Annotated in this window: 11 protein-coding genes; 4 read left to right on the forward strand and 7 right to left on the reverse strand. The window is 50.5% G+C overall.

Features of this window, described 5'->3' with window-relative positions:
• Positions 1-17: 17 nt before the first annotated feature.
• Entirely contained in the window at positions 18-1,079 is a 1,062-nt protein-coding gene (locus FPZ49_RS06030) for a PD40 domain-containing protein (protein WP_144844537.1), read from the reverse strand.
• A gap of 159 nt (positions 1,080-1,238) precedes the next feature.
• Entirely contained in the window at positions 1,239-2,828 is a 1,590-nt protein-coding gene (locus FPZ49_RS06035; protein ID WP_261381285.1) for an extracellular solute-binding protein, read from the reverse strand.
• A 381-nt stretch (positions 2,829-3,209) separates the two neighbouring features.
• Here FPZ49_RS06035 and FPZ49_RS06040 point away from each other — a divergent pair, with 381 nt between their 5' ends.
• From FPZ49_RS06040 to FPZ49_RS06050, 3 genes are all read left to right on the forward strand, one after another.
• Positions 3,210-3,404 (forward strand): hypothetical protein, encoded by a 195-nt coding sequence (locus tag FPZ49_RS06040; RefSeq protein ID WP_144844539.1) that lies wholly within the window; start codon positions 3,210-3,212, stop codon positions 3,402-3,404.
• Between the two features lie 78 nt (positions 3,405-3,482).
• Positions 3,483-3,959 carry a GNAT family N-acetyltransferase gene (locus tag FPZ49_RS06045; protein WP_186445645.1) on the forward strand — a complete coding sequence of 159 codons (477 nt, stop codon included), beginning with the start codon at positions 3,483-3,485 and terminating at the stop codon, positions 3,957-3,959.
• Positions 3,960-4,029: 70 nt separating this feature from the next.
• Positions 4,030-4,521: a hypothetical protein gene (locus FPZ49_RS06050; RefSeq protein WP_144844543.1), complete on the forward strand. Its 492-nt coding sequence runs from the start codon at positions 4,030-4,032 to the stop codon at positions 4,519-4,521.
• A 37-nt stretch (positions 4,522-4,558) separates the two neighbouring features.
• Here the strand turns inward: FPZ49_RS06050 and FPZ49_RS06055 are convergent, their stop codons facing one another.
• From FPZ49_RS06055 to FPZ49_RS06065, 3 genes are all read right to left on the reverse strand, one after another.
• A complete protein-coding gene (locus FPZ49_RS06055; RefSeq protein ID WP_261381287.1) occupies positions 4,559-5,476 on the reverse strand; it encodes a DMT family transporter in 918 nt (305 codons plus the stop codon).
• A gap of 174 nt (positions 5,477-5,650) precedes the next feature.
• Complete coding sequence (locus FPZ49_RS06060) at positions 5,651-7,003, reverse strand: stalk domain-containing protein (RefSeq protein ID WP_144844545.1); 1,353 nt, start codon at positions 7,001-7,003, stop codon at positions 5,651-5,653.
• A 179-nt stretch (positions 7,004-7,182) separates the two neighbouring features.
• Positions 7,183-8,079 (reverse strand): LysR family transcriptional regulator, encoded by an 897-nt coding sequence (locus FPZ49_RS06065; RefSeq protein ID WP_144844547.1) that lies wholly within the window; start codon positions 8,077-8,079, stop codon positions 7,183-7,185.
• Between the two features lie 131 nt (positions 8,080-8,210).
• On the opposite strand from FPZ49_RS06065, the gene FPZ49_RS06070 reads away from it, so the two are divergent.
• The gene (locus tag FPZ49_RS06070) at positions 8,211-8,951 is read left to right on the forward strand and encodes an SDR family NAD(P)-dependent oxidoreductase (protein ID WP_144844549.1); all 741 of its coding nucleotides are present in this window, start codon (positions 8,211-8,213) and stop codon (positions 8,949-8,951) included.
• Here FPZ49_RS06070 and FPZ49_RS06075 read toward each other — a convergent pair.
• Positions 8,923-9,762 carry a tetratricopeptide repeat protein gene (locus FPZ49_RS06075; protein WP_144844552.1) on the reverse strand — a complete coding sequence of 280 codons (840 nt, stop codon included), beginning with the start codon at positions 9,760-9,762 and terminating at the stop codon, positions 8,923-8,925. The two genes, FPZ49_RS06070 and FPZ49_RS06075, sit on opposite strands and share 29 nt — an antisense overlap.
• A gap of 15 nt (positions 9,763-9,777) precedes the next feature.
• Positions 9,778-10,341, reverse strand: a complete 564-nt coding sequence (locus tag FPZ49_RS06080; protein ID WP_144844554.1) for an MOSC domain-containing protein — start codon at positions 10,339-10,341, stop codon at positions 9,778-9,780.
• Positions 10,342-10,661: the final 320 nt, after the last annotated feature.

Raw genomic sequence — 10,661 nt, forward strand, 5'->3', positions numbered from 1 at the left:
ACATCCAAATTCGTTAGCTATTTTTGTCTGCTCGCCGCCCGTTCCTCCGGTGTTTCCCACTGCTGGGCGTACTCGCTTTTTTCCCATTCTTCGAGGTTCATGAGTCCCAGACCCATCCCATACCCCGCTTCGCTCGTATAGGTGTTGACCATGAAGGCCAGCCACTTGCCATCCGGGCTGACATTGGAATTGCTCGTTCTCCATGGCACCCGGTCAAAAAAACGCGTCATCCGCACCCGCCGTCCCGACCCGTCCAGCTTCAGCTTCCACAGATCGATCGGCGGATATTGGTTCTCGAAGTCGCAGGACGACTCTAAACAAATATGTTCCCCATCCGGAAAAATGCCCTCGCACTCATTATGCGTCAGCTCCTCGTTAATGTACGTGCGTACATCCAAGGTCTTCAAATCGATCCCGCGGACGATCGTTTTCCAATTGTCCGGCGTCCGGAACGGGCTGCCGATATATTCGGCCATGATGACCTCCGTATCGTTGTGGCGAAAATCCTGCGGCTCCGGATGACGGCCTCGGACATTGCGGTAAATAACCCGGTCCTCGCCCAGCTCCGGTCCATTCTCACCGTAGACGATCTCCGTCACATGGCATTCGCAGTCCTGTGTCGTGCCGATGCTCGGGTCATGGCCGCCGTGCATGGTATACGTGATGCGGTTCGCGATGGTGGACACGCCGGCCCCCTCCGAAATTTTGCGGCCCAGCGGCTTAGGCGGACGGCTGGCGTCTTTGTCCATGACCCACAGCTCCGATTCCAGATGGCGGCTCGTATGCCGATCCTTGAACACCTTCGGGCCAATCAACAAGTAATCTCCGTTGGCCAGAAACAACACACGGAGAAAAGAGTGGTATTCGCCGTTGTTCTTGGTCAGATTGCGCACTTCTCGGGTCTCTAGGTCGATTTCGCACACATCACCGTAATTTTTATCGATAAACGCGATGCGCTTGCCGTCCGGCGACCAATAAGGGCGCTCGCCATAGTCCAACAGCTTCTCGTGAAAGGGTGGCGGATTATCCAGTACGTGTTCCCCTTGGAATGGCTGATTATCAACATTGTAAATCGGCATAAGGCTTTCCCTCCATGTTAAGTTCGATTTCGACTTTGTCGAGTCCTTTGTCAAAAAAACACTAGTTTTGGCACATGCCTGCGCCTTAAGTATGAAAAGGGCGGTCCGCCATCGGCCGAATGAACGGTCGACGGTGTGCAGCCGCCCCTGGTGCCTTACTTATTTTTTATCGCCAAAATATTCCTTATAGTTCTTCGCGAACTCCTGATAAGCCTTCTTGAAGTCCGCGCTGCTGTTCAACTTCTCTACATAGGCCTTGTATTCGTCCATCGAGACTTGACCGACGATCGCCTTAGTGACCATCGACTGCCAATCCTTCTCATATTTCGGCCAGATGTTTACCCACGTATCGGATGAAATAATCCCGAACACATTGAGCTTGCCGACCTGCGCGAACACTTCGGTTTCCTTCAGCTTCGCATCGTTGTACGCCTTCGGAGCCGCAGGGTTCATGACCTTCATCTTGTTGTTGAACGCCAGCGCAAACACCTGGTTAGCATTGGTCGTCACCTGCTTCACGCCGAGATCCGTCAGCACCGGCTGTCCGTCGACCACTTTGTGGTGAACGCCCTCTATACCAAAGTAGTTAAAATCCGTATACTCCATTGTAGTTGTTTTTTCCATGTAATCGAGGATCTGACGTACCTTCGCCTCCGGCACCTTCTTCGAAATGTACATCGCTCCGAAGAACGGCGTCGCCAGCTGGACGCTCACCCCGCCTGGACCTTTCATCGGTGGCAGCGTAATGACGTTCGCCCCCGGCTGAACCTTCTTGATGTCCTGCTCCCAAGAGTAGTCGCGCCAGATATTACGCACATACGAAGCGGCTTTGCCGGTGGCAAACAGCTCCTCCGCCTGCGTTTTCTTGATCGCGGAGAACTCCTTGGCGAGTACACCGTCGGCATACAGCTTGCGGAGCCAGGCTACCATGTCGGCGTATTGCGGAGTCATCGTTTCTTTAATTAGGCCGCCGTCTTTATCGAATTGGGGGTCGAGTCCGCCAAAGGCAGCGAGCAGCGAGCCGTCACCGTCCGCCAGCAGGAAGCCGTGGCCCAGCAGACCGATCGTATCGTTCTTGCCGTTCCCGTCCGGATCGCTGTCAACGATCTTTTTCAGTGCGGCGGCATATTCATCCATCGTCTTCGGAATCGGGATATTCAGCTTATCCAGCCAGTCCTTGCGCATCTTGATCCCCAAGTCGATCAGCGGGCGGTTGCGCGGAATGCCGTAAATTTTGCCGTCCACCTTCATATAATTCCAAACGTTGCCTTCACTGTTCTTTTTCAAATTCGGGTATTTGCTGAAGTCACCGAGGATGGGAGACAGGTCCCAGAACGCGCCTTGCTTAATCGCATTAATCAAAGTTGGGCGAGTAGTAGACTGAGCGACAATTACTTCCGGCAGGTTGCCGGACGCCAGCACAAGGTCAAACTTCGTATCGTAGTCACCCGAAGGGATCCACTCCACGTCCAGCTTCGAATTCGTCCGCTTCTGCCATTCCGACCAGTACTCATCGTTCATGTTAGGCACATCGGCAAACGACGGCACCATCATTTGCATCTTTAGCGGCTCTGCCGGCTTCGCAGCCTCCGCTGGCTTCTGGTCCGCCGGCTTTTGGTCTGCCGGCTTCGGATTCGTGTTCGTTCCGGTAGCCGCCGGCTGCCCTCCTCCTGAACACCCTGCCACCAAGCCCACCGCGAGGACGGATGCCATCAGCCCACCCCAACGCTTCTGTCTTCCAGCCATCATCTTAACCTCCCCCGTTGCAACCGTTTTAGCGAGTTGGCGCTGTCAGTTGTCAACTATGATTATTGTTGGAACAACGTTTACGGTAACGCTTTCATTTTAGGATGTCCCCTATCGGCAAGAAAGTGACAGTTTATGCTGAGGCTAGTCTGCAGCCCAGGCAGATCAAATTTTGTCTCTCGGGATATAAAATGTCCGATGCTGCTTGGAGCAGGGTCAGACGGGGCAAAATTAGGCTTCCGTCCTTAAATGCTCGACAGATCGGCCTGCTTTTTACCTCCATTGAACAGTTCTTTTCGGGCAAGCCTTCCAACTCGACTGAAAACGACCGTTCACGACGAATTCTATTGAATATAGTGCCATTATCGGAGGTTGTGCTGGAGCATGAAATTTGTAACAGATACCCGCTTAAAGCAGCTAGAGGATTTAGTCCAATCGATACCTGACGTAAAGGAACGAGCTTTTGCACTGCATCTGCTCAATTCCATTCGATCCGATATCGACGATAACTATGCGGAGATTCAACGACCCATCAGTTTACCCGGATTGAGCTCCAAGCCGCGAAAAAGGCCCAACTAACGCTCGTGATGCATAGCTTCTCTTATCGCATGACCTGGACAGTCCCCTCATAAGCTTGTAATAAAGGGGATGAACGCGATGCTGAATTCCATGGAGAAGCGTTTAGTTTCAAGGTTTATTAAAAAACGCGGCACTCAGGTGCTAAACATCATTAAATCAGCCGATGAGAAAATCGTTGTGCACTATACGACGCGGACTGAAGAATCGGAGTACCTGCATATGTATGCCGATATTATTAAAAACCGCAGGCTGATCCGTCCCCCCCTCCCCCTTGGAATCCATTGCATTTTGAAAAATAAGGATGAAATTTGGCTTGGCCGATTGGACGTGTATCACCATCAGATTAATAAGGGCTATGGGACCATATTAGTGAAGGAATTAATCCAATTCGCCCAGGAGCATGGATACAAAACCATTTCGGGCTATATGTCGGCTGGCGAGAGTGCGGAGCATAGGAGCCGATTGCGCCATTTTTACAGCAAGTTAGGGTTCGAGCTTCAAGATGCTTCAAATTTCTCCATGCATCTGCATACTCCCGTAGTTGCACCCGAATAGGACAATTGAGACGCTCATATACTTCATTAAGTTGACAACTTTCATCAAGTTGCAACAAGGAGGGAGTAGCATGAGATTCACCGTGCAATATATACCTCTGGATCAAATTCAACCAGGCGGCCCCGTCCCCCTGACGGAGCGCATAAAAAAATTAAAGTCCTATTTATGGGACTGCATGCATTTGATAGCGGTTCGAAGAAACAGGAAAGACGGAAGCTATACGATTCTAAGCGGGCATGAGCGTTATCTTTTCCTTCGGGACCATACGAAAAAACAATATGCTCCTTGCATTGTGGATGAAACGAAAGCGTTGTCAGAGCTTGAAGCCCTCCTAGCCCACATGCTTAGAGGGAAGGAACGCATCCTGGAACAACCGAACCCTCTGAAGCTGCGCTTGCTGCCCACCAGTTGGGTCATCCTCAGGATGTTCTTGCGGCAGGAACCCCGATTTTCCCGGCTATCCCGGCGGCAGCAGATGAAGGTCATACTTCTCGCCATTCGGAATAAACGAACCGTCGTGAAAGCAATGAGAGCCAAGGTGGATGAGATGCTCATAAAGTAGTTGCTCGACCGAGTCAAAAAAAACGCACCAGGGCTAATCAAGAAGATACATTCTCCCGCTTGGAGGGTCTGGCAAAAAACTGCGTTCCGCGCTTCGGCAGCATTTCCGTCGCCACCATCACGCCAAAAATAATCAGTACCGAGCCCCCAATCTGCGGCCACGTCACAGGCGTCCCGAGCAGCGCAAAGCCGACGATCATCGCTACGAAGGGCTGCAGGTTTAAAAAGATCGCCGCTTTGGCTGCACCGATCTCTTTGATTTGCCGGTTCCAGAGCAGTCCGCATACCCCTTGCATCATTAGTGCGGTCGCAATAGCCAGCAGCCACGCCCAAAGCGGTACCCGCCATATGCCGCTAACCTGCTCCACCATCGAAGCGGCTATGATCTGCATCCCACAGCCGATGACAGTCGAGTACATGGTGGCGCTGATCGGATCGACGCGCTCAATCAGCTTCCGCATCATGATAATGGAAACAGAAAAGGTCAGCATTGCAATGAAAATCAGCCACATGCCGGCAGTAATCTGGAACGGCTTACCAATGCCCACCACGCAATAGACCCCCAGCACAGCAATGATGGCTCCTGCCGCTACCCGTTTGGTCAACGGCTCCCTAAGGAATAACGATGCCAGAATGGCGGTGGTGATCGGGGCAAGAGACAAGATTAGCGAGGCTGTCGTTCCGTCCACGGTTTTCATCCCGGTGAAAAAAGCGGTTTGATTCGCTAGCGTCCCGATAAAACCCAGCGGAATTAACAGCATCCAGTCCGCCCTCTGCAGACGAACGGAATTTTTGGAAAACCAGGCATAGCCAATAAGGAAAAATGAGGTAAAGGTAAGCCGGATCGCCGAGAGAAGCATTGGCGAAAACTGTTTTACCAAAATCGCCCCGAACACAAAGTTGCTGCCCCAGAACAAAATACACACGGAGAGCAGCACATACGATTTCATTTTCATCTGGTGGTACCTTCCTTCTCGTTCATGATGTACTAAGCACCAAAGTCCTATTTTCCAGTTTATTTCAATCCAGTCAAAGGTTCAATATACAAAATTATACTCTTTAGGTCCGATCGAAGAATAAAAAAACTGCACCTGGGCGGTGCAGCTCGAGCGGTCAGTCAGTAAACCTATTTAGAAGCCTTTCTCCAGATCCCAGCTCATAAAGTTTTGAGTCGGCCCGTAATTAGCGTCGAAGCCATAAGCATCCATGTGAACCTTACCGCTTTCGTATACTTTCACAGTGACCCAAGCGTAATTTCGGTCGATCGGGTTACTCGTTGGTTTTTTCGCTTCAAATGGGGAGCCGCCGGAGCCGACGACCACCTGATAAGCCTTGCCGTTATTGGGCTGACTAATATTAGTAATATGCTCATGGCCGCTAAAATAAGTGGCGTTATTGTCCTGGATAATTTTCCAGAAGGCATTCGCATGCTCCATATCCGCATCGAGGCCGCTTACTTTCGCCGTTTCATCAAAATAATATGTATATGCAAGCTTATGGCCAAAAACAAAGGAATGCTTCATTCCTCGCGCTTTCGCCGCCTCCAAATCCTTCGTAAGCCACTCAATCGGTGCGTGAGTATCATACCCTGTTGGATCCGTGTTCAATATAGCGAAATGCGAACCGCGGTAATCAAAAGAGTAGCTTAACTGCTTCTGACTCGTGGTTATATGATCCATCCCGATCTGTGGGTAATTGTTTGGGTCCCAGCCAGCAACTTGATCACCAAGAATCTGTGAGAAGCGCTTCTCGTCGACGATAATGTCTCCCATGTTGTCTCGCCAGGTCTTTTCATTAGCTTCCGTCGCTGCCTTGACGGTGGTGCCCTTAGCGTCCTTATAGTTGTCTTGAACCTCGTGATTGCCAGGAACGGGGAAAACATATGTGCCATGCTCAAAGGCAGTACCGACCATACCACGCCAAAACGCATATTCCCGGTTCAAAATACTTACGTCGGAGTTCGGTGTATAGCCCATAATCATATCACCATTAAAAAACAGCATCTTAGATTTCTGACTGCCCATTTCATCCATCATACGGGTTAACACCTTGCTATTAACGAGCCATTTCTGATCTTGGGCAGAAGCGTCCTGGACCGTGTCATCGATACGGCAATCACCGACGGTAGAGAAGGTAAATAACAGCTGGTCCGAATTTTTCATTGCATCCTGAATTTGTTTGACAGTAGCGGTCGATACAAAGGTTTGGCCATTGGCGAGATAAGGAGCTTTATCCAGCTTAACCGCTTGGCCCTTCAAACTGACATCCGTAGAGCCGAGCTTAAGCTGCACCTTTTCGCCGCCGATATCAACGGTAATTTGTTGGGTCGCAGCGGACCAGTCCAGCGTGCCGTTCAAGCCTTCGACAGCTGCGCGAAGTGTAACATCGCCACTATCTGCAGCATAAGCGGAGGGCGACACGGCGGTCATGAGTAAGGCTCCGAGGACCGTTAGTTCAGTCAAGACTTTTAGATTTTTCTTCATACGTGGTTTCACTCCTAGATTCAATGGTACAATTCCTCCAAAGTGTATAGTGGAAATGTAAAGAGTGATGCCGCTTTTTTTAAAGAAAATATTAAGATTTTTCCTACCTTGACCATATCGTGGATCCAAAAGCAATAAGCAAATGGCAAAAGGAGACCCTTAATTAGCAGCGGCGGCTCCTATGCGTGGCCTTCTTTTAGCTCCTGCTTGAGATAGGCATAAAGCCTTTGATTTGCCCTTTGGAGCGGATAGGCCGACGCCTTGCATAATATTCCAGAGGTCATGTGGATTAGGCTTCCGCTGATCTCTCTGTTCACTGTACCCTTCGATTCCGGATCTACCATAATTTTAGGGACCAAGGCGACACCCAGCCCGCTCTCCACATAAAATTTCAACGCCGTCATGCTCCCGACCTCCATCGTGTCGAGGGTGACGCTGCCTTTTTCCTGCAGCACCATCTCCAGCTTTCTGCGGTAGGGACAAGTCGCTGAGGTGATCAGCAGACGATAGCCTTGTAAATCTTCCGGCTCGATCCTCTCCCTTAGCGATAGTGGATGATTCCCGGGCAGCAGCGCCACGAACTCCTCCTGAAACAGCGGCTCAAAATAAAGCTCCGTGCCCATGCCGAGTTCAGGTGCCGTACAAAGCGCCATGTCCACCTCTCCTTTTAGAATGCGCTCGCTTAGGACGGGAGTGTTCGAGATTTCCACGGCGATTCGAATATTCGGGTACATAGACATAAATGTCTTCAGGATTCCAGGCAAACGGTAGCTAGCCGTGGGCTCCGTTACCCCCAAGCGCAAATGCCCCGCTTCACCCGATTTTAGATCCGTTATGTTGGTCTGAAGCTGCTCCATCTGTTTCACGATTTGGATGCTCTGGTCGTACAACAGCCTCCCGGCCTCCGTCAAGCCGATTTCCTTCCCCCGCTCCAGCAGTTGAACGCCGAGCTCCGACTCCAGCTTTTGGATTTGCATCGTGACGGTTGACTGCACATAGTTCATATCTTGCGCTGCGCGATTAAAGCTCCCGTATTTCACGATTTGCTGAAAGGTTTTTAACGTTTTGAGATCCATGATCCATCCATCCCCCAGACACGACACGATTCAATTATTTTGAACTCAGACTTCATTTAATTCAATTATACAAATCAGTCAAGGCCCAATACAATAAGATCATCAACAAAAACCAGAGGAGTGGAAACGCAATGGATTTAAAGGATAAAGCAGCTTTGGTTACAGGAGGCGGTACGGGGATTGGCAGGGCAGCCAGTTTGGCGCTGGCGAAAAAAGGAGCTGTGGTGATCGCGAACTATTCACGCTCTGCGGCCGATGCGGAGGAAACGGTGCGTCTGATCCATTCCGAGGGAGGACGGGCGATCGCCATCCAAGCGGACGTGTCGCAGGAGCAAGAGGTGCGTGCCATGGTGGACGCTGCAGTGCAGCATTTTGGCACGGTCGATCTGCTGGTGAATAATGCGAGTATTACCCGGCATATTCCAATGGAGGATTTGGAGTCGGTCACGGGGGACATATGGGATGCGTTGTTCGATGTGAATGTGAAGGGGATGTTTTACTGTGCGCGAGCTGTTGCACCCTACATGAAGAAGCAGCAGCAAGGCGCGATCATCAATCTTGGCAGCATCGCGGGACAAACCGGATTAGGCTCCTCGCTGCCCTACGCCGTGTCCAAAGCCGCTGTCCACGGACTGACCAAATCGCTGGCCCGGGCGCTTGCTCCCGATATTCGAGTGAACTGCATCGTGCCTGGCGCGGTCGCCACCCGTTGGTGGGAAGGGAGAGAAGAGCAAATGAACCTCCTTGCTCCCCATCTTCCCTTGCAGCGCATCTCGACACCGGAAGATATCGCAGCCATGATTAATGCCACCCTGGAGCAGGAAGCCATGACCGGGCAAATCATCACTGTGGATTGCGGTCAGACGTTGTGACGCTGTCCATGTTCCATTCTCCAAGCTTCTCATTCAGCATAGCCTTGGTCACATTCGTCATCATGGACGGTTCGAATTCCAGCCCTTGCTGCATGATTTGAATGGACTGATCTATTTCTCCGAGCTCACGCAGCGTCAATCCGTAATAATAAAAGGCTTCTGCAAACGTTGGCTTTTGCTCCATCAGCTTTTCATAGATTTCCTTCGCTTCCTGATGGCGGCCAAGCAGGTAGTACGTATAAGCCAGGTTATCGAGGATCGTTTTGTCTGAGTCATTATATTCGTAGGCCTCTAGATTAAAGCTCAGGGCCCGATCGAGATCACCGCTCATGACATAGAACATCCCCAAATTGCCATAGCCAATCGAATTTTTGAAGTCGGAGAAGACCGCCTCCATCAATTTAAGCGCTTGCTCTTGCTGTCCGAGCAGCCACAAAGCCAGGGAGTAGTTGATCTTCGCGTTCATTTCCTCCGTACGAGGCAGCTTCAGCTTCATCATCTCCGTCAGGAGCTGCTCCGCCTCCCGGACTTGTCCGTTCTTCAGCAGGACAAAGGCTTGCGAGATCGCATACGACGGCTTCTTGCTCGCACCGTAAGCTTTGCCAAAATGCTCCGCCGCACCTGCAAAGTCCTTTTTAGCAAACAGAGAGTTTGCCTTATAAATCCACATATTGATGCGCAGCTTAAAAGCTAAATAAACGAGTAACGCGGCAATCGCCGCCATGCCATACCATTTCCCGATCCGAAACAATACCAGGATAACAACAATCGGAATAACTACCTTAAGCAGCGGTTTGATCCAAGTCTTCATTTCAACGAAGCTCCTTTATACGCGTTCTAATTTGCGAAATGGTTCAGGCGGCAGCTCCACCCGGATCGGGTCCCGGGGGGCAACCTCTCCCCCTGTCAGCACTATAGCCATAATTCCAGCCTTTCGGATTAGATTTCCGTCCTCGTCGTGATCCAGAACCGCATTTAGCAGTCCGGACTGGAAATTGTCAATTTGTGCACATGGATTGCGAAGTCCCGTGATTTCGATAGCGGCTGTGTTACCGATATACAGCTTGGTGCCTGTCGGCAATTCCAGTAGATGGATCCCGCGTGTGGTAATGTTCTCGCCCAGCTGCCCAGGACCGACGTTAAAACCAGCATCGTGCAGCTCATCGAACAACTCGGAATGGATTAAATGAACTTGACGAAGGTTAGGTTGATCCGGGTTTTGTGCAACGCGTGAACGATGCTTCACGGCTTTTCCCATATGCGCGTCGCCTTCCACTCCCAGTCCTGCAAGCAGTGTTATGACGTCGAGCGTTTCTTTACTAAAGCTATGGGCTGCACTACGGCTAACCGAAACCACTTCTCCAGCTTGAAACAGAAGGTTATTTACCATTGACAACCCCTCACTTCGATAAAAGTATCCTATCCAAATCATAAGCGTAGAGCTTGGAAGTTGCAACGTTCATAGGGTGCAAAAAAAAACTACGGAAGTACAATTAACTAACAGGATATTCCAATGCCTCTGTCGAAATAATTAACAGCTATTTTGACGGAGGTTTTCTTATGCCCTTGCCCAAAAATCGAATTGTTCCTGAGAAAAAAATCTACTATCGTGCGGAAATCGAAAATTGTCCAGATTGCGGACGAAAGCTGAAACGCCATCACACTGCATGGAAGAAAAATGTTGCTACGCTTCAAGGTGTCATTCAGGTC

The organism is Paenibacillus cremeus (assembly GCF_007786445.1).
Classification (GTDB): domain Bacteria; phylum Bacillota; class Bacilli; order Paenibacillales; family NBRC-103111; genus Paenibacillus_G; species Paenibacillus_G cremeus.

Bases quoted from the DNA above. Each gene is read 5' to 3' on its own strand.
- FPZ49_RS06030 (WP_144844537.1), bottom strand. From the start codon at position 1,079: ATGCCGATTTACAATGTTGATAATCAGCCATTCCAAGGGGAACACGTA.
- FPZ49_RS06035 (WP_261381285.1), bottom strand. From the start codon at position 2,828: ATGATGGCTGGAAGACAGAAGCGTTGGGGTGGGCTGATGGCATCCGTC.
- FPZ49_RS06040 (WP_144844539.1), top strand. From the start codon at position 3,210: ATGAAATTTGTAACAGATACCCGCTTAAAGCAGCTAGAGGATTTAGTC.
- FPZ49_RS06045 (WP_186445645.1), top strand. From the start codon at position 3,483: ATGCTGAATTCCATGGAGAAGCGTTTAGTTTCAAGGTTTATTAAAAAA.
- FPZ49_RS06050 (WP_144844543.1), top strand. From the start codon at position 4,030: ATGAGATTCACCGTGCAATATATACCTCTGGATCAAATTCAACCAGGC.
- FPZ49_RS06055 (WP_261381287.1), bottom strand. From the start codon at position 5,476: ATGAAAATGAAATCGTATGTGCTGCTCTCCGTGTGTATTTTGTTCTGG.
- FPZ49_RS06060 (WP_144844545.1), bottom strand. From the start codon at position 7,003: ATGAAGAAAAATCTAAAAGTCTTGACTGAACTAACGGTCCTCGGAGCC.
- FPZ49_RS06065 (WP_144844547.1), bottom strand. From the start codon at position 8,079: ATGGATCTCAAAACGTTAAAAACCTTTCAGCAAATCGTGAAATACGGG.
- FPZ49_RS06070 (WP_144844549.1), top strand. From the start codon at position 8,211: ATGGATTTAAAGGATAAAGCAGCTTTGGTTACAGGAGGCGGTACGGGG.
- FPZ49_RS06075 (WP_144844552.1), bottom strand. From the start codon at position 9,762: ATGAAGACTTGGATCAAACCGCTGCTTAAGGTAGTTATTCCGATTGTT.
- FPZ49_RS06080 (WP_144844554.1), bottom strand. From the start codon at position 10,341: ATGGTAAATAACCTTCTGTTTCAAGCTGGAGAAGTGGTTTCGGTTAGC.